Origin of the sequence: Flavobacterium sp. LC2016-01, assembly GCF_009711135.1 — a bacterium.
Classification (GTDB): domain Bacteria; phylum Bacteroidota; class Bacteroidia; order Flavobacteriales; family Flavobacteriaceae; genus Flavobacterium.
On the sequence record NZ_WMIC01000002.1, the window covers coordinates 21,998 to 47,253 of the forward strand.

Annotated in this window: 22 protein-coding genes and 2 tRNA genes; 11 read left to right on the forward strand and 13 right to left on the reverse strand. The window is 34.2% G+C overall.

The genetic code is table 11. The features are described 5' to 3' along the window. Nucleotides 1–32: 32 nt before the first annotated feature. The 3 genes from infB to rimP are packed head-to-tail and all read right to left on the reverse strand — an operon-like array spanning nucleotide 33 to nucleotide 4,711. Nucleotides 33–2,921: a translation initiation factor IF-2 gene (infB, locus tag GKZ88_RS04510; RefSeq protein ID WP_155101216.1), complete on the reverse strand. Its 2,889-nt coding sequence runs from the start codon at nucleotides 2,919–2,921 to the stop codon at nucleotides 33–35. A 58-nt stretch (nucleotides 2,922–2,979) separates the two neighbouring features. Further along, nucleotides 2,980–4,233 carry a transcription termination factor NusA gene (gene nusA / locus GKZ88_RS04515; RefSeq protein ID WP_017498147.1) on the reverse strand — a complete coding sequence of 418 codons (1,254 nt, stop codon included), beginning with the start codon at nucleotides 4,231–4,233 and terminating at the stop codon, nucleotides 2,980–2,982. Between the two features lie 13 nt (nucleotides 4,234–4,246). Beyond that, nucleotides 4,247–4,711, reverse strand: coding sequence for a ribosome assembly cofactor RimP (gene rimP / locus GKZ88_RS04520; protein ID WP_196216447.1), 465 nt, complete (start codon nucleotides 4,709–4,711; stop codon nucleotides 4,247–4,249). Between the two features lie 175 nt (nucleotides 4,712–4,886). On the opposite strand from rimP, the gene GKZ88_RS04525 reads away from it, so the two are divergent. From GKZ88_RS04525 to GKZ88_RS04535, 3 genes are all read left to right on the forward strand, one after another. Continuing rightward, nucleotides 4,887–5,711 (forward strand): universal stress protein, encoded by an 825-nt coding sequence (locus tag GKZ88_RS04525; protein WP_155101218.1) that lies wholly within the window; start codon nucleotides 4,887–4,889, stop codon nucleotides 5,709–5,711. Between the two features lie 173 nt (nucleotides 5,712–5,884). Further along, nucleotides 5,885–7,306, forward strand: a complete 1,422-nt coding sequence (locus GKZ88_RS04530) for an aldehyde dehydrogenase family protein (protein ID WP_155101219.1) — start codon at nucleotides 5,885–5,887, stop codon at nucleotides 7,304–7,306. Nucleotides 7,307–7,369: 63 nt separating this feature from the next. Beyond that, complete coding sequence (locus GKZ88_RS04535; protein WP_155101220.1) at nucleotides 7,370–8,176, forward strand: AraC family transcriptional regulator; 807 nt, start codon at nucleotides 7,370–7,372, stop codon at nucleotides 8,174–8,176. Nucleotides 8,177–8,350: 174 nt separating this feature from the next. Here the strand turns inward: GKZ88_RS04535 and GKZ88_RS04540 are convergent. Further along, nucleotides 8,351–8,421 (reverse strand) — tRNA-Gln (locus GKZ88_RS04540). Between the two features lie 110 nt (nucleotides 8,422–8,531). Next, a tRNA-Gln gene (locus tag GKZ88_RS04545) sits at nucleotides 8,532–8,602 on the reverse strand. 245 nt (nucleotides 8,603–8,847) lie between these two features. Between GKZ88_RS04545 and GKZ88_RS04550 the strand changes: the two genes are divergently transcribed. Both GKZ88_RS04550 and GKZ88_RS04555 read left to right on the forward strand, forming a co-directional pair. Then, nucleotides 8,848–12,129 (forward strand): DUF2723 domain-containing protein, encoded by a 3,282-nt coding sequence (locus tag GKZ88_RS04550; RefSeq protein ID WP_155101221.1) that lies wholly within the window; start codon nucleotides 8,848–8,850, stop codon nucleotides 12,127–12,129. Nucleotides 12,130–12,225: 96 nt separating this feature from the next. Continuing rightward, nucleotides 12,226–12,864, forward strand: coding sequence for a polysaccharide deacetylase family protein (locus GKZ88_RS04555; RefSeq protein WP_155101222.1), 639 nt, complete (start codon nucleotides 12,226–12,228; stop codon nucleotides 12,862–12,864). Between the two features lie 23 nt (nucleotides 12,865–12,887). On the opposite strand, the gene GKZ88_RS04560 is transcribed toward GKZ88_RS04555, so the two are convergent. The 7 genes from GKZ88_RS04560 to GKZ88_RS04590 all read right to left on the reverse strand — a co-directional run bounded on the left by GKZ88_RS04560 (nucleotide 12,888) and on the right by GKZ88_RS04590 (nucleotide 17,622). Further along, entirely contained in the window at nucleotides 12,888–13,190 is a 303-nt protein-coding gene (locus GKZ88_RS04560; RefSeq protein WP_026728605.1) for a thioredoxin family protein, read from the reverse strand. A 73-nt stretch (nucleotides 13,191–13,263) separates the two neighbouring features. Beyond that, the gene (locus GKZ88_RS04565; protein ID WP_155101223.1) at nucleotides 13,264–14,499 is read right to left on the reverse strand and encodes a metallophosphoesterase; all 1,236 of its coding nucleotides are present in this window, start codon (nucleotides 14,497–14,499) and stop codon (nucleotides 13,264–13,266) included. Between the two features lie 179 nt (nucleotides 14,500–14,678). Further along, nucleotides 14,679–14,864, reverse strand: coding sequence for a hypothetical protein (locus GKZ88_RS04570; protein WP_155101224.1), 186 nt, complete (start codon nucleotides 14,862–14,864; stop codon nucleotides 14,679–14,681). Between the two features lie 104 nt (nucleotides 14,865–14,968). After that, on the reverse strand, nucleotides 14,969–16,306 hold the full coding sequence (locus GKZ88_RS04575) for a HAMP domain-containing sensor histidine kinase (RefSeq protein WP_347343852.1): 1,338 nt from the start codon (nucleotides 16,304–16,306) through the stop codon (nucleotides 14,969–14,971). A 12-nt stretch (nucleotides 16,307–16,318) separates the two neighbouring features. Then, on the reverse strand, nucleotides 16,319–16,993 hold the full coding sequence (locus GKZ88_RS04580) for a response regulator transcription factor (RefSeq protein WP_155101225.1): 675 nt from the start codon (nucleotides 16,991–16,993) through the stop codon (nucleotides 16,319–16,321). A gap of 187 nt (nucleotides 16,994–17,180) precedes the next feature. Continuing rightward, a complete protein-coding gene (locus tag GKZ88_RS04585; protein WP_155101226.1) occupies nucleotides 17,181–17,372 on the reverse strand; it encodes a hypothetical protein in 192 nt (63 codons plus the stop codon). Nucleotides 17,373–17,421: 49 nt separating this feature from the next. Further along, complete coding sequence (locus GKZ88_RS04590) at nucleotides 17,422–17,622, reverse strand: hypothetical protein (protein ID WP_155101227.1); 201 nt, start codon at nucleotides 17,620–17,622, stop codon at nucleotides 17,422–17,424. 326 nt (nucleotides 17,623–17,948) lie between these two features. On the opposite strand from GKZ88_RS04590, the gene polA reads away from it, so the two are divergent. Beyond that, nucleotides 17,949–20,789, forward strand: coding sequence for a DNA polymerase I (gene polA / locus GKZ88_RS04595; protein WP_155101228.1), 2,841 nt, complete (start codon nucleotides 17,949–17,951; stop codon nucleotides 20,787–20,789). Nucleotides 20,790–20,822: 33 nt separating this feature from the next. Further along, entirely contained in the window at nucleotides 20,823–21,296 is a 474-nt protein-coding gene (locus tag GKZ88_RS04600) for a hypothetical protein (RefSeq protein ID WP_155101229.1), read from the forward strand. Nucleotides 21,297–21,348: 52 nt separating this feature from the next. Here the strand turns inward: GKZ88_RS04600 and GKZ88_RS04605 are convergent, their stop codons facing one another. Beyond that, on the reverse strand, nucleotides 21,349–22,377 hold the full coding sequence (locus GKZ88_RS04605) for a LacI family DNA-binding transcriptional regulator (protein ID WP_155101230.1): 1,029 nt from the start codon (nucleotides 22,375–22,377) through the stop codon (nucleotides 21,349–21,351). Between the two features lie 194 nt (nucleotides 22,378–22,571). Here GKZ88_RS04605 and GKZ88_RS04610 point away from each other — a divergent pair, with 194 nt between their 5' ends. From GKZ88_RS04610 to rpsI, 4 genes are all read left to right on the forward strand, one after another. Continuing rightward, the gene (locus GKZ88_RS04610) at nucleotides 22,572–23,318 is read left to right on the forward strand and encodes a ferritin-like domain-containing protein (RefSeq protein ID WP_155101231.1); all 747 of its coding nucleotides are present in this window, start codon (nucleotides 22,572–22,574) and stop codon (nucleotides 23,316–23,318) included. A gap of 26 nt (nucleotides 23,319–23,344) precedes the next feature. After that, the gene (locus tag GKZ88_RS04615; protein WP_155101232.1) at nucleotides 23,345–24,157 is read left to right on the forward strand and encodes a ferritin-like domain-containing protein; all 813 of its coding nucleotides are present in this window, start codon (nucleotides 23,345–23,347) and stop codon (nucleotides 24,155–24,157) included. A gap of 194 nt (nucleotides 24,158–24,351) precedes the next feature. Continuing rightward, entirely contained in the window at nucleotides 24,352–24,807 is a 456-nt protein-coding gene (rplM, locus tag GKZ88_RS04620) for a 50S ribosomal protein L13 (RefSeq protein ID WP_133526449.1), read from the forward strand. After that, nucleotides 24,807–25,193: a 30S ribosomal protein S9 gene (gene rpsI / locus GKZ88_RS04625; RefSeq protein WP_116752865.1), complete on the forward strand. Its 387-nt coding sequence runs from the start codon at nucleotides 24,807–24,809 to the stop codon at nucleotides 25,191–25,193. Before rplM ends, rpsI begins: the two co-directional genes overlap by 1 nt. Nucleotides 25,194–25,256: the final 63 nt, after the last annotated feature.

The following is a 25,256-nucleotide window of genomic DNA, read 5'->3' on the forward strand; positions in this document are numbered from 1 at the left end:
TCATTGAGACTTTTAAATATATTAATTGAAAATTATTTCAATTTCTTTTTGATTGCAACTTCATGGTATGCTTCAATAACATCTCTTTCTTCGATGTCATTAAATCCTTTAATCTGAATACCACAATCGTATCCTTTTGTTACTTCTTTAACATCATCTTTGAATCGTTTTAAAGCAACAAGTTCACCTGTATGAACAACAACTCCTTCTCTGATAACTCTAATCTTAGAACTTCTCAAGATCTTACCATCGGTTACCATACAACCTGCGATTGAACCCACTTTAGAAATTTTGAAAATCTCACGAATTTCAGCAGTTCCTAAAACTTCTTCTTTCATTTCAGGAGCTAACATTCCTTCCATCGCATCTTTCAAGTCATCGATTGCCGCATAGATGATAGAGTAGTAACGGATATCAATTTCTTCTTTATCTGCAAGCTGTCTTGCATTTCCAGCAGGGCGAACATTAAATCCGATAATAATAGCATCTGATGCAGAAGCCAAGTTAACGTCGGTTTCAGTAATTGCACCAACACCTTTATGAATAATATTAATTTGAACTTCTTCTGTAGAAAGTTTAGAGAACGAGTCTGATAAAGCTTCAACAGATCCATCAACGTCTCCTTTAAGAATCACGTTTAATTCTTTAAACTGACCAAGAGCGATACGACGTCCAATTTCATCAAGTGTAATATGTCGTTGAGTACGTACAGACTGTTCACGCATTAATTGAGAACGTTTAGATGCAATTTGTTTTGCTTCTTTTTCATCTTCAAAAACATTGAACTTATCACCCGCCGTAGCAGCTCCATCTAAACCTAAAACAGATACCGGAGTTGAAGGTCCTGCCGTTAAAACAGTATGCCCTCTTTCATCATGCATCGCTTTAATCTTACCATGATGCTTTCCAGCCAACATATAATCTCCAATTTTTAATGTTCCTTGCTGAACCAAAATTGTAGATACATATCCTTTTCCTTTATCTAAGAAAGCCTCAACAACAGTTCCTTGAGCCGCTTTATTAGGATTCGCTTTTAAATCTAAGATTTCAGCTTCCAATAAAACTTTCTCTAATAATTCTTTTACACCTGTTCCAACTTTTGCAGAAATATCATGTGACTGAATTTTTCCACCCCAATCTTCAACAAGTAAATTCATCCCAGCCAAACGCTCTTTGATTTTCTCAACGTTAGCATTTGGTTTATCAATTTTATTGATTGCAAATATAATTGGCACTCCCGCAGCTTGTGCGTGAGAAATTGCTTCTTTTGTTTGTGGCATGATGTCATCATCCGCCGCTACAACGATAATAGCAATATCGGTAACTTGAGCTCCACGTGCACGCATCGCGGTAAACGCCTCGTGACCTGGTGTATCTAAGAAAGCAATTTTTTGACCATTATCTAAAGTTACTCCATATGCTCCAATGTGCTGTGTAATACCTCCAGACTCACCAGCGATAACATTTTCCTTACGAATATAATCCAGTAAAGATGTTTTACCGTGGTCAACGTGACCCATTACAGTAACAATTGGCGCTCTCACTACTAGATCTTCTTCTCTATCTTCAACTACAGTGATAGCTTCTTCAATATCAACAGTGATAAACTCAACTTCATAACCAAATTCATCAGCAACGATAGTTAAGGTCTCAGCATCTAAACGCTGATTCATTGTAACCATGATTCCAAGAGACATACAAGTTCCAATTACCTTAGTAATTGGCACATCCATCATGATAGCAATTTCACCTACTGTAACGAATTCTGTAACTTTAATAGTTTTGCTTCCTTCGTCAAGCGCTCTTTGTTCATCATCAGATTTCTGACGGTGTGTTTCTCTTTTATCTCTTCTGTATTTAGCCGCTTTAGATTTACCCCCTTTACCTTGAAGTTTTTCAAGAGTTTCTCTAATTTGGTTTTTTACTTCTTCTTCAGTAGGCTCAACTTTTGCAACAATAGCAGGACGGTTTCCTTTTACAAAACCAGGTCTTGCACTTCTGTTAGCATTAAAACCTCCGCCTCCTGTATTTGGAGTAATTTTGTTAGGGTTTGGTGTCCCTGGCGCATTTCCTGTTGCAGGTTTTGGCGCACCTGGCGCACCCGGTTTAGGAGCAATTCTTTTACGCTTATTTTTATTAGCGTTATTATTATTTCCAGCTCCAGGAGCTCCTGGTTTATTTGGAGTAATTTTTGGCTCCTCTTTTTTCTTTTTAGGCTTATTAAATTGAGATAAATCAATTGTTTGTCCTGTTAGAGTAGTTCCAGATAATTTTTGATATTGAGTAGTGATTGTTTCTTCAGCGGTTGCAGGATCTGTTGAAACAATAGGCTCCTGAGCCGTTTTAGAATTTTCACTTTTCACTTCTTTTTTCTCAGTAATAATAGGTTTTTCCACCTTTTTCTCTTCAGAAACAACTACAGGAGCAACTGGCTCAGGCTGTACAATTTCTTTTTGAACAGGTTTTTCTGGTTGAGTTGGAGTAACGACTGCTGCTTTCGGTTCTTCAGTTTTAACTGGTTCCTCAGAAGGAGTAGAAACAACTGCAGGTTTCTTTGGATTTAAATCAATTTTACCAACTTGAACAGGTCCAGTTACAACAGCTCTCGCTTTTATAATCTCTTGCTGTTTTTGACGTTCTTCGTCTTGTCTGCGTTTGTCTTCAATCTCTTTCTCACGTTCAACACGTAATGCCTCTTTTTCTTTTCTTTTCTCTTCTCCTACCTCTTTAGAAGCTTCCTTATTCCCCTTATCGCCCGCAAATTGGCTTTGTAGGATATTAAACTCGCTATCAGAAATTTTAGCGTTCGGATTTGCATCAATAGCAATTCCCTTATCTTTTAGATAATCAACAGCTCTTTCTAATGAGATATTTAATTCCCTTAAAACCTTGTTTATTCTTATTACTCTCTCTTCAGACATATAACCTTTTTATTATTACCTTTTTCGTTGTGTTGTTAGAGCAGATATCAGCTATTTCCTAGCTATCAAACTCTTCTTTTAGTATTTTCATAACATCAAGAATAGTTTCCTCTTCTAAATCTGTTCTTCTTACTAAATCTTCTACTTCTTGTTTTAAGATACTTTTTGCAGTATCTAAACCTATTTTAGCAAATTCTTCAATTACCCAGCCTTCGATTTCGTCTGAAAACTCTGTCAATTCAACATCGTCTTCGTCAGCAGTTGCACCTGCAACATCTCCTTCACGAATAACATCTAACTCGTAACCTGTCAGCTGACCCGCTAATTTAATATTGTGACCACCTCTACCAATTGCTTTAGAAACTTCTTCTAATTTCAAGAAAACTTCAGCTCTTTTATTTTCTTCATCGATTTTGATTGAAGAAACTTTTGCAGGGCTTAATGCTCTTGTAATAAACAATTGAATATTATTTGTATAGTTGATTACGTCAATATTTTCGTTTCCTAACTCACGAACGATTCCGTGAATACGAGATCCTTTCATACCAACACAAGCTCCAACCGGATCAATTCTATCATCGTAAGAATCAACCGCAACTTTTGCTTTTTCACCAGGAATACGCACTACATTTTTAACTGTAATTAATCCGTCAAAAACTTCAGGAATTTCTTGCTCAAATAATTTTTCCAAGAACTTTTCAGAAGTTCTAGACATAATAATTTGAGGTTTATTTCCTTTTAATTCAACGCTTTCTATAATTCCACGAACGTTATCTCCTTTACGGAAAAAGTCAGATGGAATTTGTTTTTCCTTTGGAAGTACAATCTCGTTCCCTTCATCATCAACTAAGATAACTACTCTAGGACGTACGTGGTGTACTTCGGCAGTATAAATATCACCAATAATATCTTTAAATTGTTTGTAAAGATTTGTATTATCGTGTTCGTGAATTTTAGATATTAAGTTTTGACGCAAAGCCAAAATAGCTCTTCTTCCTAAATCAATCAATTTAACTTCTTCAGAAACTTCTTCACCAATTTCAAAATCCGCTTCAATCATTCTTGCTTCAGTCAAAGTAATTTCTTCATTTTCAAAATCAAGATCTTCGTCAGCAACAATTACTCTTCTTCTCCAAATCTCCATATCTCCTTTATCAGGATTTATAATGATGTCGAAGTTATCATCAGAACCGTATTTTTTCTTTAATGCATTTCTAAACACGTCCTCTAAAATTGCCATAAGCGTTACACGATCAATAAGTTTATTATCTTTAAACTCTGAGAATGAATCGATTAATGCTAAATTTTCCATGCGAATTCTTTAATTAAAATGTTACTGTAACAATTGCCTCTTTAATTTCTGTATAAGGTATTTGTTGCTCTTTTTGAACTGTTTCTTTTCCTTTTCCTACTTTTTTCGGTTCTCTTGCTTCCCAAGACAAAATTATAAAAACATCGTTAGCTTCAACCAATTCTGCCTCAATTTTTTCATTATTTGTAGTAACAATCAGCGTTCTACCAATATTTTTCTTGTATTGTCTGGTTAATTTCAAAGGTGATCCTACTCCAACTGATGCTACTTCAAGCGAAAAATCCTGCTCTTCACGATCCAGATTATTCTCGATTGCGCGACTTACGTCAATACAATCCTGCAGTGCTACTCCATTATCTCCGTCTAAACCAACACTAATTTTGAAAGAATCCGAAATAGACAAATCAATCAAAAAGATTGAAGGCTTTTCCAGAAGAGCTTCTGTAATTAATCCGTTTACTTTTTCTTTAAATGTCATAATTTTATAAAAAGAGGGGACACTTAGTCCCCTCATTATTTAGATTTTAATAAATAACGGTGCAAATATAGTGATTTTTTTATAAACCAAATAAATTGATTGCTCTAAAAATATTTCTTATCTTTATAGTAGCATTAAAATAAGAGATTACCCAAATAATTTAACCTAAAAAATTATGAAACGAATTCTAGTCCCTACTGATTTTTCAGAACATGCTGAAGATGCCTTAAAAGTTGCTGCACAAATTGCTAAAAAAAATGATTCTGAAATTATCATTTTGCACATGCTTGAATTGCCGCACCAAATGAATGACGCCATCCTTGGCGGCGCAAGCATCCCCGAAACCATGCTTTTTATGAAAAAGGCAAATGAAATGCTTGACGAAATATCATCAAAACCTTATCTGGACGGAATTTCTGTGACCGAAATTGTAAAAATAGACAAACCAATTCACGGAATTAAACAAGTAAGTCAAGATTACGAGGTTGATCTAATCATTATGGGATCTCATGGCTCGTCTGGTGTTGAGGAACTTTTAATAGGCTCTAATACTGAAAAAGTAGTACGAAATTCTGAAATTCCTGTTTTAGTAATTAAAAAAGACATTTCTAATTTTAAAGTTGACGACATTGTTTTTGCTTCTGATTTCTCTGAAGAAACTAAAAAACCATTTGAAAAACTGCTGAATTTTATCAAATTTTTTGATTCAAAAATTCATCTTGTTACAATTTGCACACCAAACAGCTTTAAACCAACGCACGTTATTCAAAAAGCCATGAACGAATTTGTAACGCAATTTAACATCACCAATTACTCCACTCACATCTATAACGACACTAATATTGAAAAAGGGATTATCAACTTTTCTAACAGTATAAATGCAGACATTATTGGAATGTGCACGCATGGCCGAACTGGATTTGCACATTTTTTCAACGGAAGCATCAGCGAGGGGCTAGTAAATCACGCTATCAGACCCGTTATTACTTTAAAAATTTAAACAAATAAATATCAACTTTACAAAAATCGCCTTTCGTCTGGAAGGCGATTTTTTTTATTAATTCGACTTCGCAATATGAGCTTTATAACAAAGTTAAATTGAGCTTTACAACAAAGTTATGCGCCTTATTAATTCTGAAATTTGTCAAATAAAAATTCATTAAATCATACAACATGAAAACAATAGACAAAATTTACATTAACGGGGAATTTGTTTCACCAAAAGGAACAGAATATTTTGAACTAATAAGCCCAACCACAAATGAAAAACTGGGAAAAGTTCGCCTAGGAAATACCGAAGACACTCAAAATGCAATAAACGCAGCCAAAAATGCTTTTAAAACCTTTTCCAAAACTTCTATTTCAGAAAGAATTCAATACTTAAAAAACATCAAGACTTCTGTTGAAAAGAGAAAAACAGGCTTCATTGATGTAATGATTGAAGAATATGGAGGCACATTTCAATTTGCCTCTATAAGCTATGAATATATGCTGAAAGGCTTTGATTCGGCAATCAACTTGTTAAGCAGTTACAATTTTATTAAAACAATGGGAGAATCTGAAGTTCAAATGACTCCAATTGGCGTTGTCGGAATTATCATTCCTTGGAATTCAAGCAACGGTTTTATTAGCAGCAAATTATCAACAGTAATTGCTGCGGGATGCACAACTGTAATCAAACCAAGCGAAATGAGTGCTCAGCAAACACAGCTGATGATGGAATGCCTACACGATGCACAACTCCCAAAAGGTCTTGTAAATATCGTCAACGGATTAGGAGAAGTAGTCGGCGGAGAAATTAGCCGTAATCCTGATATTGCAAAAATCTCTTTTACCGGATCCACAACTATCGGGAAAATTATAGCGAAAGAAGCCGTCGACACAATGAAACGCGTGACTCTGGAACTTGGAGGAAAATCTCCAAATATTATTTTAGACGATGCCGATTTTTCAAAAGCAATTCCCCTCGCCATAAGCGCCGCATTTATGAATAATGGACAAGCCTGTATTGCCGGAACACGATTATTGATTCCTGAAAACAAACTAGAAGAAACCAAAATTCTAATTAAAGAAATCATTTCAAACATAATTGTTGGAGATCCTAAAAATCCAAATACTGCAGTAGGCCCAATGGTAAGCACAAAGCAATTTAACCGCGTTCAAGATTACATTCAAATTGGGATTAATGAAGGTGCCGAAATTTTAGTTGGAGGATCAGGAAAACCTGAAGGTTTAGAAAAAGGAAATTTTGTAAAACCAACCGTTTTTGTAAATGCAAACAATCAAATGCGTATTGCCAGAGAAGAAATATTTGGTCCTGTACTAACCATCATCACTTATAAAACCGATGAAGAAGCAGTTGAAATTGCCAACGACACAACTTATGGATTGCAAGCTTATGTAAGCTCTTCAGACAACGAAAGAGCTCACCAGATCGCTTCACAAATCAACGCAGGACGCGTTCAAATAAATGGAATTGGACACGATCCACTAGCTCCTTTCGGCGGGTTCAAACAATCTGGAATTGGCCGAGAATTTGGAACAATTGGACTTGAAGCTTATTTAGAACCAAAAGCACTGATTCAGCCAAAATAATCATTTGAGATCCGGAATTCTTTTCATAAAAAGATTTTCCGGATCTTTTAGTAATTTTACGATATGACTACAAAAGCAAATCCAAAACCAAAAATACTTTACTCCTGCTATTATGCACGCAGCCGAGAAGGAGAACATTTTATTCCGGAACACGTTTTTAGCTATCAAATTTCTGGAGAAATGACAGCTACAGACAGCAAAAACACTTATCACACAAAGGCTGGAGATTTTCGTTTCAGCAAAAGAAATCATTTGGCAAAATTCACCAAGATTCCGCCTGAGAATGGAGAATTTAAAGCAATCTCTCTTTTTTTAGACCAAGAAATTCTTCGTGAAATAAGCAAAGAATATGATTTTAAAATCAACAAAAAAGCCGATTCAGAAGCCATGATCACTCTGGCTCCAAATCCGCTTTATAAATCTTTCATGGAATCATTAATTTCCTACCTTGAAGTTGAACAAGAAAACAATGAAGCTTTATTTAATTTAAAAATAAAAGAAGCCGTTCATCTTTTATTAAAAGTAAATCCAGAACTAAAAGACATTCTATTTGATTTTAATGAACCCGGAAAAATTGACATCGAAGCTTTTATGAACAAAAATTTCCATTTCAATGTTCACCTACATCGTTTTGCTTACTTAACAGGACGCAGTTTAGCAACATTTAAAAGAGATTTTCAGAAAACATTTCAACAGACACCTGGAAAATGGTTACTAAACAAAAGACTTCAGGAAGCCTATTATTTAATAAGCCAAGGCAATCCGCCATCAGAGGTTTATATCGGAGTTGGTTTTGAAGATTTATCTCATTTTTCATTTTCTTTTAAAAAGAAATTCGGCATAGTTCCTTCTTCTTTAAACCAAAAATAAGCCTCCCGTGGTTAAAACCAAGGGCTATATTTAAAATACGAAATATTCTTTAAAAACATCCTTAAGCCCTTTTCACATACCTTAACGCGCTTTGCGATTAAAAAAGATAACCTCAAAAATACCATACTGAGTTTACAGCATAAAAAAAGCCTCTCATTTCTGAGAGGCTTTATGTTGGTCTACTAGGACTCGAACCTAGAAAGACTGCACCAAAAACAGTTGTGTTACCATTACACCATAGACCAGCAGTGCTGTTAAGCGGGTGCAAAATTAGAACTTTATTTAGTTTATGCAAGTTTTTTAGAAAACTTTTTTACATAAAAAAAAGCCTCTCATTTCTGAGAGGCTTTTTATGTTGGTCTACTAGGACTCGAACCTAGAAAGACTGCACCAAAAACAGTTGTGTTACCATTACACCATAGACCAGCAGTGCTGTTAAGCGAGTGCAAATTTAAGGCTTTATTTAGTTTGTGCAAACTTTTTAACGAAAAAAAATCATTTTTTTATTTTTTTTTCGCTTTAGAACTCCCTAGAACAACGGAAACTACTCATAGACAACAAATTACTTTTCATAGATAGTTTTACAGAATTTTTTGTTAATGGTCGTTTCTTTACATAAAAAAACATTTTCTTTGTAGGATAGAAAACATACAAAATTTTAACACCTAAATATGGCACAATTCAATTTCAATAAATGGAATACAATTATTGGTTGGTTTGCATTTGCAATCGCTTTAATTACCTACACTTTAACTGTCGAACCTACAATGAGCTTTTGGGATTGTGGCGAATATATTGCCACAGCAGCTAAACTAGAAGTTGGCCACCCTCCAGGAGCACCTTTATTCCAAATGATGGGCGCCTTTTTTGCAATGTTTGCTATAGACGCACAACATGTAGCAGTGATGGTAAATATGATGTCTGTTTTTTCTAGTGCATTTACAATTCTATTTATGTTTTGGTCTTCGTCTATGATCTTAAAAAAGATTGTAGCTCGTTTTGCCGAAATTGATCAAAGTAATTCTATTGTTATTTTAGGAAGTTCTTTTGTTGGAGCACTAGCTTACACTTTCTCTGACAGTTTTTGGTTTAATGCAGTCGAAGCCGAAGTTTATGCAATGGCTTCTCTTTTAATTGCATTGCTTTTTTGGCTTGGTCTTCGTTGGGAACAAGATATGGACAAACCAAAAGGAAACAAATGGCTTTTGATTATTTCATTAGTTATAGGTCTTTCGTTTGGTGTTCACTTTATGGCCTTACTGACTATTCCATCTATAGGTTTTCTATATTATTTTAAACATTACGAAAAAGTTACGATCAAAAATTTCCTTATTGCAAATGTTGTTGTAATTGGAATTTTATTATTCATTTTCAAGTTATTACTGCCTTTAACCATGGCCTTCTTCGGAAAAACCGAGATATACATGGTTAACAGTTTAGGACTTCCTTTTAATTCAGGAACTATTTTTGTTGCCCTGCTTTTTGTGGCTTTCTTTTATTTTGGATTAAAATACACGAAACAAAAAGGTTTAATTTTTTATAACACAATTATACTTTGTATTTTATTCATCCTGATTGGTTTCTCTACTTGGATGATGCTTCCTGTTCGTGCTAACGCAAATACGGTAATCAACGAAAATAAACCATCAGATGCGATTGAGGTTCTTGCTTATTACAATCGTGAACAATATGGTGTAAATCCATTGTTTTATGGACCGCAGTACACAGAATACTTTGCCGGTCTTGACGAAAAAACTCCTTATTTGGACAAAAAGCCAAACTACGAAAGAGATTATAAAACTGGTAAATATATCATTACCAATAACTATAAAAACGCAGATCAAAATTCTGATGACAATCAAAAAACGATTCTGCCAAGAATGTGGAGCACCGAAATGGCACACATTCAAAATTACATCAACTTTACAAATCCGCCTAAGTTTAAAATCAATCCGAATTATGATTTCGGAGAGGAATTAAGCAAATATGGAATCGACGCAAGCCAATTAAGTGAAGAGGAATACAATAAAGCTACCGCTCAATTGAGAAATGAAGTTGAAAAAACAGTTTCAGAATTCAGAAAGGCATTTGCTCAAAAACAAATTGACAACGAAGGCTATGTTAAATTCTTAAAAAGCTACGGTCAATATTTAATTATTGAAAAACCAACTGCAACAGATAACTTCTCTTTTATGTTCGAATATCAATTTGGATATATGTACTGGAGATATTTAATGTGGAATTTTGTTGGACGCCAAAGCGATGTTCAAGGAAAATACGACAATTTAGACGGAAACTGGATCAGCGGTATTAAAGCACTTGACTCTCTACATTTGGGCTCTCAAGATAATCTGCCTTCAGATGTTTTAAACAATAAAGGCCGTAATGTTTACTATTTCCTTCCTTTTATTTTAGGTCTTATCGGAATAATGTACCATGCTAATAAAGACCTTAAAAGTTTTTACGTGCTTTTAGCATTATTCTTATTTACCGGAATTGCCTTAAAAATCTATTTGAACGAAAGACCGTTTGAACCTCGTGAAAGAGATTATGCCCTTGTAGGATCATTTTATGTTTTTGCGATCTGGATAGGCTTTGGAGTTTATTCGCTATATGAAAGCATTCAAAAATATATTGCACCAAAAATTGCCGGACCAGTAATTATTGCCGGAACTTTATTAGCAGCGCCAGTTTTAATGGCTTCTCAAAACTGGGATGATCACGACAGATCAGGAAGATATACTGCTGTTGCTATGGCAAAAGCATATTTAAGCTCTTGTGACAAAGACGCGATTCTATTCACGATTGGAGATAATGATACTTTCCCGTTATGGTATGCACAGGAAATTGAGCATTTTAGAACCGATGTTAAAATCGTAAATACAAGTTTATTTATGACAGATTGGTATATTGACCAGATGAAAGCCAAAGCTTACGAATCTGATCCATTGCCAATATCTTTCACGCATGATGATTATGTTGGAGATAAATTGGATTACGTTGCGCATATTGAAAAAATTGACACACGCTGGAACATCACTGATTTTATCAATTTTATTAAAAATCCAAAATCAACTGTTGGTCTTCAAAATGGTCAGACAATTCATTTCTATCCAACAAATAAGATAAGAGTTCCTGTTGATAAAAATGCAATTATCAAGAACAAGGTCGTAAATCCTAAATACAACGATTCTATTGTACCTTATTTAGATATTGACATTAAAGGAAGCGCATTGTACAAAAACCGCTTAATGATGCTTGATATTTTGGCTAATAATAATTGGAAACGCCCAATTTATTTTAGTGGAGGTGCTTTTGATGATGAAGATTATTTATGGCTGAAAGATTATCTGCAATTAGATGGAATGGTTTACAAATTAGTTCCTGTTAAAAACGTTCCATCAAAAGATGGCGGACCAATGGATATGGGACAAATTGATGCTGATAAAATGTATGATATTGTAATGAAATGGGACTGGGGTAACAGCGAAAGTGATAAGATTTATCATGATCCTGAAACCAGAAGAAACAGTATTACTTACCGTACAAACTTATCCCGCTTAATGGATCAGCTTATTGCTGAAGGTAAAATTGACAAAGCTAAAAATGTTATCAATTTAGCAATGACGAAACTGCCGTTAGACAAATTTGGCTATTATTCATTAGTAGAACCTTTTGCAAATGGATATTACAAAGTAGGAGAAACTGCAAAAGCCCAGGACTTGCTTAATAAATTGGTTAAAAAATACAATGAAAACCTAAATTATTATGCAACATTGCCTCCAGGAGACCAGACTGATCTTGCGATGGATATCATTACTGATATTGAGCGATACAGAAGTCTTTTACAAGTAATGAGCCACAACCATGACAAAGCTTTTTACGAAAAGCACAAAAAGACTTTTAATACGTATGTAAATGTATTCGAACGTTTTGGACGTGAAAAAGAATAATAATATACGAAAAATATACTGATTAAAAAAATGCAGTGCTGTTAGATAAATAGCACTGCATTTTTTAATTTTACAGTATCTGTAAATCCATTCAAAATGAGCTTTTATTGGGTAAAAACAAATTCATTTATAAAAAGGGTATTTTCTAAGTATTGTTGGGACATTCCAAACAAAGAAAAGAAAATATACCTCACATTTGATGATGGCCCTACCCCAGAGATTACCGAATGGGTTTTATCTGAATTGAAAAAATTTGATGCAAAAGCTACTTTCTTCTGTATTGGAAAAAACATTAACGCAAATGCCACTTTATTTGAAAGATTAATTGCCGAAGGACATGCCATTGGCAACCATACAATGAATCATATCAACGGATGGAAAAGTCAAACCAATGATTATATTGAAAACGTAAAAAACTGTGCCTCTATTTTAGCCAATGAGCAAAAACTGAACAGTTTACTATTTCGTCCTCCGTACGGAAAAATCAAAAAAGCGCAGTCTAAAATTTTGCGAAATCTTGGTTATAAAATAGTAATGTGGGATGTTTTAAGCGCCGACTTTGACCAATCGATTACGCCTGAGAAATGCCTTGAAAACGTTACTAAAAATGTAACTTCAGGAAGTGTAATTGTTTTTCATGACAGTATAAAAGCATCACAAAATTTAAAATTTGCTTTGCCTAAAACTTTACATTTTTTAAAAGAAAATGGATATGCTTTTGATGTTATTCATTAAAAAACATCAATAAAGAAATTTTATTATTGATTAAATTGCTCTTGAACAATTCCTATAATTGTATTCGCATCAAGCTCACCTGACTGCCTCCAGATCATCTGTCCTTCTTTATAAATCATAAGTGTCGGAAGACCCTTAATACGAAGAGCCTCAGCTAGTTCCTGATTCTTATCTACATCAATTTTGATTACTTTGGCCTTATCACCAAGTGCAGCCGCAACATCCTTAATTACCGGATGCATAGAAACTGAAGATTCGTTCCAATCTGTGTAAAAGTCAATCAACACAGGGACTTGAGCATTTATTAGTTCTCCAAATTTTGACATAAAACCAAAAATTTAAATTTTTTAATTTACTACATCGAGGCAAATATTCTACAAATGTAGCATTTTTAACGAATTAAGCCACATTGTTGCCTTTTTTTAGTTCTATCACTGTTATTTCGGGCATTATACCAACTCGGCCTGGATAGGCATGAAAACCAAATCCACGGTTAACATAAACGTATCTTCCGGCTGTTTCGTACAAACCTGCCCATTGTTTGTAAATATATTGCGCAAGACTCCATTTAAAATAACCTGGAATTTCGATTCCAAATTGCATGCCATGTGTATGACCTGCAAGCGTTAAATGAAAATTCTTAGGGTGTTGGTTAATTTCAGCATCCCAATGACTTGGATCGTGGCTCATTAAAATTTTAAAATCTTCCTTTGCAACATTTTCAGAAGCTTTGTGCAAATCGCCTGCTTTCTTAAAATTAACTCCCCAGTTTTCTACTCCAATTAAAGCAATTTTATCATTGCCTTTCTGAATATAAGTATGTTCGTTCAACATTAGTTTAAAACCAATTTGGCCGTACAAGTTCTTTATCTGCTGAAAATTTTCTTCTTTTTGTTTTTCAGATGGCCAAGTAACATATTCTCCGTAATCATGATTTCCTAAAACCGAAAATTTACCATATTTATAATCCTTGATTCTGCTAAAAGTCTCCAGCCAAGGATGCATTTCTTTTGCATGTGTATTTACAATATCGCCAGTAAACAAAATCATATCTGCTTCCTGCTCATTTATCAAATCAATCGCATAATTTATTTTTTCTGGATTATCAAAACTGCCGCTGTGAACATCTGAAATCTGAGTGATTCTAAAACCATCAAAAGCATCTGGAAGATCGGGAAAAAAGATTGTTTGCTTGATTACTTTAAAATTATATTTTCCTTCAAAAATTCCATAAATCAAAGACAAAAAAGGTACTGCAGCCAAGCCTAATGCAATTTGACTGATAAATTTTCTTCTGTCTGGCATTATCTCTTTTCTTGGAGCATTATAAACGAAATAATTCAAGATACTTGCTCCGATTCTAAAAATATCTTCACCAAACATTATTAATGTCAGTACAATTTTTGGAACATAAATCAACAGCATCAATCCTGTTGTAAACATAAATTGCTTGGTTTGACCAACAGAACGATCTACCTGAGAAAAAGAATATATGATAAATGCTAAAAGCAAAAAACTAATAACTTGGTAGCTTATTAAAACCCATCTTAATTTAATAAGGGTACGAAAGGCTTGATAGGAATAAAATTCAATAAGCAAGAAAAGGGCGCAAAGAATTACAAAACGAAGGATCATCAGTTATAGTTTTAAGCAAAGAAACAAAGAATGAAAATTTTATTGCTTTTTATTATCAAAAATTTAACTCAATATAAAGAACAAAAAGCTGGCAGATTTCTCTGCCAGCTTTTTCTCTACCAAATTTTTTAAAACCTTTTATAAACCAAAACAAAGTTTGCTGAACAAACTTGTGCCTTTTATTTTTGAGTTTTTGCAGCTTCTGGCTTAGCTGCCTCTGCTTTTTTAGCTTTTTTATCAGCTTTTTTGTCTTTTTTAGGAGCTTTAGCTTCTTTTGCTGGAGCTGTTTGAGCTGGAGTTGTTTGAGCGTTTACCATTGCTACTGTTCCTAGAACAGCTACTGCTAACATTATTACTTTTTTCATAATTTTAAATTTTTTGCTGATTATTGTTTCATTATTATACTTCAAAGATAGAATCACAAAATGAAGATTAAATGAAGATTGAATGCATCTGAAAAAATTAACTTTTAATTATGTTTTACACCTTCAGGAAGCAGTAATGTAAAGGTTGTTCCTTCATTTACTTTTGAAACAACTTTGATTTCGATATGATGAAAAGAAGCAATACTTTCAGCAATAGCAAGTCCTAAACCCTGCCCGTCTTGATCTGAACTGATTCTGGCGAACCTATTAAATATTTTTTCAAGATGTGCCTCACTCATTCCGAGTCCGGAATCTGTTATTGAAATAAAATAACGGCCTTTTTCAAAACCATCTTCAATGCTTATATTTCCTTGCGGGCGATTGTATTTTATTGCATTGGTAACCAAATTGTAAATCAAAATATGAATTAGCGTTTTATTTCCGGTAAAAGCATATTCCTGTTTCATACGATTTTCAAAATGAATTTCGCGATCTTCCATTCGGTCTTGAAAATCTGACTGCAGATCATCAATAATTTCATGAAAATTTATTTTCTCATTTGCCTCATATTGATTGTTTTCAATACGGGAAATCAGCAATAAATTATTTATGATTTTTTTGAGCATATCCAGCGTCTTCAATGAGCCTGCAATTTTATCTACCGCATTATCATCTAAAGATTCATTCTGTAATAAATTTTCAAATTTGTTTTTCAATAATGCAATTGGCGTCAGCAATTCATGAGAAACATTGGAAATAAATTGTTTTTCTTTTTTGAAAAGCTCCGCAATTCGATCCATCATTTGATTTAAAACCAAATCCAGTTCTCTAAAATCTCTAGATTTTGCTTTTATTGGTGTATGATCAAAAGCTTCAGGTTCGTTGACACGCCTTATTTTTGTATCAATAATTTTATAAAAGGGCTTGAGAAGATATTCAATATAAACAGTATCGGCCAAAAAAGTAACGAGCAGAATCACGACTAAAACTATAATAATAAAGAACCTGATAATAAACGTAAGGTCGTTTACTTCGCTCAAACTGCTGCCAATTTCCAGCTGATAACCTTGATTTTCGTAGGTAAAATGATATTGCAGAATTCGATATTCATTTTCTTCTCCTTCAATAATTCGGTATTCGTTATTAAAGAATGTTTTTTTCTCATTTCCTTTTACAGGAATCTTTGACAGCACAAGAAATTCGCTGTGCAAAGTAGAAAACTGAGAATACGTTTCGGTCGAATCATCAGCATCTTCAATAAAATCATTGATTTCATTTTGATTCAAATGATCTATAAATTTTTTCTTTTTTTCAATCAGCCCATTATTAATATGTCTGTACACGACATTTTCGACTAAAATTGGCAGCATCAGCCATAAAACCAAAATCACCAACAAACGTGTCAGTGCATTAAAAATCGCTAATTGGTGTTTTATCTTCACAAGTTTACTTTTTTATTCGCTTATGCGATAACCCACATTTCGAACCGTTTCAAACCAATCTATAGATCTATGTTTATCTAATTTTTTTCGGAGGTTACGAACGTGAACATCTATAAAATTGGAATCAGAATTAACTTCAAGTATATCGCCCCAAATATGCTCTGTTAGTTGAAGTCTGGTAATAACTCGGTTTTTATTCAAAACCAAATACTGAAAAATATCAAACTCTTTTTTGGTCAAACTCAGCGGCACGTCGTTATAAGTGACTTTATAATCCTGAAGCTGCAGCAAAAATCCATGAATACTCAAACTATTTACTGTAAAACCATGCATTCTGCGAATCACAGCGAACAATCTCGCACTAAGTTCCGTTAGCGCAAAAGGTTTCGTCAAATAATCGTCGGCACCTAAATGAAGACCATTTATTCTGTCATCTAGTTCACCGCGGGCGGTGAGCACAATTACAGCCATTTTTGATTTTGTTTTTCGAACGGCACTTAAGACCTCAAAGCCATCGCCGTCTGGCAAACCCAAATCAAGCAACATTGCGTCATAATCATTGCTAGCGACTTCTTCGAGAGCGTCATTGCAGGTATGCGTTATTTTACAAACATAACCTGCATTGCACAAAAAGTCGTAAACTTCTGCAGCAAGTTCTTTATTATCTTCAACAATCAAAATATTCATAAATACAGCTATTAAGCGCAATTAAATTTAAGCAATTTTAAAAAACCCTGTTGCGCATTATTAAAAAATTAACGAACAAAAAAAGCTGACAAATTTCTTCATCAGCCTTTTCCAACCGCATTCTCCATAAACCATTATTTCTATTTTGTTTCCTTACAATGCATCGAAAACAAATCAAAAACAATCCTTATTTTTTCATAGTCGCTTCTGTTTTTGGAGCTTCAGTTTTTGCTGATTTTTCTTTTTTATCAGACTTGTGATTATGGTGTTTAGTTGCTTTTACCTCTTTTGCCGGTGCAGCCTGAGTTGGCGCAGTTTGAGCATTCACCATTGCACTTGTTCCTAAAATCAATACCGCTGCCATTAATAAATTTTTCATGATTTCTAATTTTTAAATTATTATTTTTTATTCTCTTAAGTTGTTTTTCTTATTTTTTTACTTTTGCTGTTTCAGCTTTTTTTGGAGCTTCACTTTTTACTGATTTTGTTTTTTTATCAGTTTTGCTTTTTGACTGTTTTGTTGCTTTAATTTCTTTTACAGGAACTGTTTTACCATCTTTTGCAGGAAACGCATGAACCATTGCGCTTGTTCCTAAAACTGCCACTAATACCATCAATAAATTTCTCATGATTTCTAAGATTTAAATTAATTACCTTTTATTTTACAGATCAAAATTACCTACGCAAAATGAAGACAAAGTGAAGAAATCCCTGAATAAAATATTTTTAACTAGACATTAACTTTTGCTGTTTTTTTCCACCATATAAGTTATATAAGTTCATTTAATTTAAGGGAATTAAATTAGACGCACTGCTGTGCGCCTCTACATTATGCGCCTCTACAGTGCGCACATTGCTAAATTGAACTTATATAACTTATATGGTGGAAAAAAAATCTTGTTAGTCTAATTTTTGAGAACCCAATTGTTTATTTTTACAGACTAATATTTTTAATATGTCAACTCAAAAACGCCTTTTTCTTCTAGATGCTTATGCATTAATTTTTCGTGGTTATTATGCCTTTATAAAAAACCCGAGAATCAACTCAAAAGGAATGGATACATCTGCAATTATGGGTTTTATGAACTCGCTTTTGGATGTTATTAAAAGAGAAAAACCAGATCATTTAGCTGTTGCTTTTGATAAAGGCGGAAGTCAATTACGAAACGACTTATTTCCAGAATACAAAGCAAATCGTGATGTTACACCCGAAGCAATCAAAATTGCTGTACCTTATATATGTGAGTTATTAAAAGCAATGCATATTCCTATTATTGAAGTTGCCGGCTTTGAGGCCGATGATTTAATTGGAACAATTGCAAAACAAGCCGAAAAAGAAAACTACAAAGTTTTTATGGTAACGCCCGATAAGGATTTTGCACAGTTGGTTTCTGAAAATATTTTCATGTACAAACCGGCTCGTATGGGCAACGGAATTGAAATTTGGGGCGTTCCTGAAGTATTAGAAAAATTTGAAATCGAACGTCCAGAACAAGTAATTGATTTTCTTGGAATGATGGGCGATGCTGCCGATAATATTCCGGGACTTCCTGGTGTTGGTGAAGTTACAGCCAAAAAACTCTTGAAGGAATTTGGTACAATGGAAAACCTTTTGGCTAACACAGATAAGCTAAAAGGAAAAATGAAAGAAAACATTGAGGCTAATAAAGAAAAAGGACTTTTATCTAAAAAACTGGCCACTATTTTATTAGACTGTCCAGTAACTTTTGATGAAAATGATTATGAATTAACGCGTCCTGACATTGAAAAAACAGATGCTATTTTTCAGGAATTGGAATTCAGAAGAATGGCCGAACAATTTGATAATTTGTTTAAAACTGACGGAACTCAAACAACTGCGCCGGCAGAACCAGATGCCAAACTATACAAAAAGCCACAGCCTAAAAATGAAGACCAATTTGATTTGTTTGGAAGCGCTTCCGCAGATGAAGATGCAGAAACTCCAAGAACTTCATTTTATAATACTTTAGAAAACACACCTCACTCCTACCAGACCATTCAAGGCGATTTAGGAATAAAACTGCTTTTACAGAATTTACAAAGTCAGACTTCAGTTTGTTTTGATACTGAAACAACAGGAATTGATGCCTTGCATGCTGAACTTGTTGGGATGTCTTTTTCTTATGAAAAAGGAAAAGCATTTTATGTTCCGTTTCCGGAAAGTCAGGAAGAAGCAAAAGCTTTAGTTGATAAATTTGTCCCGTTTTTTGAGAATGAAAACATCGAGAAAATAGGACAGAATTTAAAATACGATTTAAAAATCCTTGCGAATTACGGTGTTACTGTAAAAGGAAAACTTTTTGATACGATGATTGCACATTATTTGATCAATCCAGATATGCGTCATAATATGGATATTTTGGCCGAAACGTATTTGAAATATTCTCCAAAATCTATTGAAACTTTAATTGGTAAAAAAGGGAAAAATCAGCTTTCGATGCGCGATGTTGCATTGGAAGACATTAAAGAATATGCCGCTGAAGATGCTGATGTTACACTTCAATTAAAAGAAATCTTTACAACCGAATTAGATAAAACAGAAACTAAAAAGTTATTTGATGAAATCGAAATTCCGTTAGTAAGCGTTTTAGCAGCAATGGAAACAGAAGGAATTCGTTTAGATGTTGATTTTTTAAGTGCCATGTCAAAAGAAATGGATGTCGAAATCAAATCTTTGGAACAGCAAATTTATGAAACCGCAGGCGAGAAATTCAACCTTGCTTCTCCAAAACAATTAGGAGATATTTTATTTGATAAAATGAAAATTGGCGGTGCAAAACAAAAGAAAACTAAAACGGGTCAATATGCAACTGGAGAGGAAGTTTTGACTTATTTAGCCAACGATAATCCAATTGTAAAACAAATTTTGGATTGGCGCCAAATGGTGAAACTGCAAAGTACTTACATCTTGGCTTTGCCGGAACAAGTTGATAAAAAGACATTACGCGTTCACACTGATTATATGCAGACTGTCGCTGCAACGGGACGTTTGAGTTCGAATAATCCGAACTTGCAGAATATTCCGATTCGTACCGAAAGAGGGCGTCAGATTCGTAAAGCTTTCGTAGCACGCGATGAAAACCATACTTTAATCTCTGCCGATTACTCGCAAATTGAATTACGAATTATCGCTGCTTTAAGCGGTGAAGAAAACATGATTAAAGCCTTCCAGGACGGAGAAGATATTCATAAAGCAACGGCTGCAAAAGTATTTAATGTTGCTTTAGAAGAAGTTTCCCGCGAACAAAGAAGCAATGCCAAAACCGTAAACTTCGGAATTATATATGGTGTTTCTGCTTTTGGATTAAGTAATCAAACTTCATTATCGCGAAGTGAAAGTGCTGCTTTGATCGATGCTTATTATAAAACCTATCCAAGACTGAAATCTTATATTCAAGAACAAATTGAATTTGCCCGCGAAAAAGGATATGTACAGACTATTTTAGGACGTCGCCGTTATTTAAAAGATATTAATTCGGCAAACGCAGTTGTGAGAAGCGCAGCCGAGCGAAATGCCGTAAACGCACCAATTCAAGGAAGCGCTGCCGATGTGATTAAAATCGCTATGATCAACATTCATAAAAAATTACAGGACGAAAACTGGAAGTCTAAAATGTTGCTTCAAGTTCATGATGAGCTTGTGTTTGATGTACACAACGACGAATTAGAAAAAATCCAGCCGATGATTAAACACGAAATGGAAAATGCTTTTAAAATGGCAGTTCCGTTGGAAGTTGAATTAGGTTTAGGTAAAGATTGGTTGGAAGCGCATTAATTTATTTTAGATTTTTTTATGTTTAAAATTAAATTGATTTCAATTCTCTTCTTTTCTATTTCTACATCATTCATTTACAGCCAGAAAGGTTTTAGAGTAGACAAAGATTATCGTATAAAAAAGTATCAAGAAGAAATGATTCAATTTTTAATTGATCATAATCAATTTGGAACAAAAGACGAAACAAAAAAATCATTGATTAAAAAATACTCAAATGCGATTGGTACAACTAAATGCATTGAAATTTTTTCCAATAAATCAGAAGATAGCATTTTACTAGTACGGTTTTATTCCCTTGGTTCAGGAGCAGATGATTATTGGGGAATCCTTGAAAAGAACAACAAACATTTATTTTATTATAACAAGAAAGATATAGCTTCAGTCATAGATTATATCAAGAAATATGACACTAAAAATCAAAAAATTCTTTTAGATTATTTAAAAATCTACACTGATTGGTCTGGTCCAAATTCACATAGCCCTCAAGTCGTAGATGAAAATAAATAATCTTTTCATACCACAAAAAAACCATCAGTTTTAGCTGATGGTTTTTTCTTTATTATTTAACTTTTCTAGTCGATTCTCTTTCTTTCAAAACTGTCTTAATTACGATTGTTTCATAATCTGAAGTTTCTTCTTCGCTTTCTTCCAATCTTTTGATCAATCGTTTTGCAGCAACTTCACCAATTTCAATTCCGTGCTGGCTTACTGTTGTCAAACTTGGAGACAAGCGTCTTGAAGCTAAAATTCCGTCAGCAAAACCAATGATTGAAATATCTTCTGGAACTCGGTAACCTTTTTTCAAACTTACTCTTAAAGCGGCAACTGAATCATTTTCATCTAAAGCAAAAATAGCGTCGATTTTATGATCAAAAAGTCCATCAATTTTAGCTTTCATATCATCTTCAGAATCCGTTCTTAAAATGATATTTTCGTCAACCGGAATATTATTGTCTTTTAAAGCTTTCAAATATCCATCGGCTCTTAATTTTCCAACACTTAAATTATCTACTGAAGAAATAAGTGCGATATGTTTACATCCTAAATTGATCAAATGCTGTGTTGAGTTTAAAGCCGAATCAAAATCATCAACTACTACTTTATCACAATCTACTTCATCTGCAATTCGGTCAAACATTACAATTGGTGTTCCATCATTAATAATAGCCGAAAAATGATTGTAATCCTGCAGTTTTTGAGCTTCTTCAGAAACAGAAAGAATGAATCCGTCAATTGTTCCGTTGCTCAGCATTTCAAGTGTATGCACTTCTTTTTCTAAAGATTCATTAGAAATACAAGTAATTACATTATATCCTTTTTTGTCTGCCACTTTTTCGATACCGCTAAACACTTTCGCGAAAAAAGAGTTTAATATATTAGGTATAATTACACCAATCGTTTTGGTTTTACGATTCTTTAAATTCAAACCAATAACATTCGGCTTATAATTTTTGAGTTTGGCATACTCCTTAATCTTCACCTTCGTCTGCTCACTAATTTCTGGACTGTCATTTAATGCCTTAGACACTGTAGACACAGAAACACCTAGTTCTTTCGCAATTTGTTTAAGAGTTGCTTTAGCTTTCATCTATTAAAATTTTATGTAATTAATACAAATATAGTAGAATTACCTAAAATAAAACAAAAAAGCCCTACCACTATTTGAAATTATAAAGCCTTTTTTAAAATAAAATTAAAAAAGAATGATTATCCAAAACCGCATGCCGCTAAATCTCGTTAATAACCTAATACATGTTATTAACCTTAATAAAAACCTTTATTATGAAAAACGAAGTTAAAATTCATGAAGTTGACCCTTCACTGGATAGCAGAAGGAGCTTTCTTAAGCTCAGTGGACTAACATTAGTTACCGCAGGTTTGGTTTTAGCTGGTTGCAGCAACAATGATGATGATAACGATATGCAGGATAATACCCTGCCAGGCATAAAGAACGGAGTGTTTGATCTGGGTTCAGGAGATTTTGGCGTATTAACGTACGCGTATGCTCTAGAACAGTTAGAAGCCGATTTTTACACGAAAGTTGTAAATGCCTCCGGTTTCAATTCTACCTTTAATGATATTGAACGTCAAGTTCTGACCGATTTATATCATCACGAAGTAGTTCATAGAGATTTTTTTAAAGCTGCTTTGACTGGAGCTCTTCCTGATCCTAGCACACAATTGCTTCCCTCCTTAGCTTTTAACTATGGCTCTATGAATTTTAACAGCCGCAACGAAGTTCTTGCTACTGCAAAAGCACTGGAAGACACCGGAGTTGCGGCATATAACGGTGCTGGAAAACTAATTAAAAGCGCTGACTATTTATTATTGGCCGGAAAAATTGTTTCTGTTGAAGCAAGACACGCCTCCGCCATAAGAAGCTTAATAAACCCAAATTCTAAAGATTTTGCTGGTGACGATATTATAAGCACATCAACTGGTTTAGACGTAGCGAAAGATCCTTCTAAGATATTACCTATTGCCGGAGGATTTATTACTACAAAATTTACTGCCAAATACTTACCTTAATATTAACTAGCTAAAACTTAGAAATTATGAATATTTTAAAATTTATAGAAACCTTTACTGATGACAGTTTAATGAGAAGCACTGGTTCACGAAGAGACAGTTTTAATCAGTTTGGAAATATTGGAAGAAATCTCGCGCTGGCCTCAATCCCTTTTGGATTATCTGCTATGGCCAATAAAGCGCTTGCAAAAGATATAACACCAACACCAGCAACTCCAATTGGAGCTTTACAGTTTGCACTGACTTTAGAATATCTTGAAAACGAATTTTATGCTATGGCCTTAGATTCCGGAGTAATTCCAGCTTCTGAAAATGGCGGACGTGATTTAAAAGTTTTTCAGCAAATAGCAGCACATGAATCAAATCATGTTAAATTTTTAATAGCTGGATTAGGCGGCACAATGAGTCCTAATTTTGTTGCAAAACCAACTTTTGACTTTACTGTAGGAGGAGCATTTGATCCTTTTCACAACTACCAAACCTTTTTGGCATTGGCACAAGCCTTCGAAGATACAGGCGTAAGAGCTTATAAAGGTCAGGCTGCCAATCTAATTTCAACACCCGATTTATTGACTGCCGCATTGCAGATACATTCAGTTGAAGCACGACATGCATCTGAAGTGCGACGCTTGCGCGGATTAAAGGGATGGATTTCAAATGCAGAAAGAGGCGCCGGTATGCCACCAGCAACACAAGCCGTTTATGATGGCGAAGGTGTTACCATGCAGGCAGGCTATAATACGGCCAGTTTGTTTGGAGCAGCCGCAGGATCAGAAGCTTATGACGAACCGCTGAACACACAGCAAGTTGTTGACATTGCAAATTTATTCATAGTTTAACACAAAAAAATCAAAATATTGAACCACCTTCGCGTTATCGTGAAGGTGGTTTTTTTTTTAATGATTTAAATATAAAACTGATGGCCTGATTTTCAGGATATAAAATATTCTTTTCAGGTATTTGGTTTTAAAATAATTAATTGTACTTTTGCATCCCCTTTATTGGGGATGGAATGTTTAATTAAAATAATATTATGGACGCATTAAGCTACAAAACAGTTTCAGCTAGCAAAGCCACTGTAACTAAAGAGTGGATTGTTGTTGACGCTGAAGGTCATAACTTAGGACGTCTTGCTTCAAAGGTTGCAATGATCTTAAGAGGTAAGTACAAGCCAAGTTACACACCGCACGTTGACTGTGGAGATAACGTAATTGTTATCAACTCAGAAAAAATTAACCTTACAGGTACAAAATTGAATGACAAAATTTACATGCGTCATACAGGTTACCCAGGAGGACAAAGAACTTTAACTGCTAAAGTATTGCAATCTAAAAACCCTGCATTACTAGTAGAAAAAGCTGTAAAAGGTATGTTACCTAAAAACAAATTAGGAGCTGAACTTTTTAGAAATCTAAATGTTGTTGTAGGAGCTGAGCACAAACATGGAGCTCAAAAACCTAGAACTGTTAACCTAAACGATCTTAAGTAATGGGAGTTATTCACAAAATCGGTAGAAGAAAAACCGCTGTTGCACGTGTATATGTTTCTGAAGGAACAGGAAAAATCACTGTAAACAAAAAAGAATTCGCAACTTACTTTCCAACTGCAACTTTACAATACAAAGTTTTACAACCATTATCTATGACAGAAAATGCTGGTAACTTTGATGTAAAAGTAAACGTTTACGGAGGTGGTTCAACTGGTCAGGCAGAAGCTGTAAGAATGGCATTAGCACGTGTAATGTGTGAAGTGAACATCGAAAACAGAGCTATCCTTAAACCAGAAGGTTTATTAACAAGAGACCCAAGAATGGTTGAACGTAAGAAATTCGGTCAGAAGAAAGCTCGTAAGAGATTCCAATTCTCTAAACGTTAATATTACCTGTCTTGTACATTGGTACAAGACTATCAATTATTTATTGAAATTAAAAAACACAGT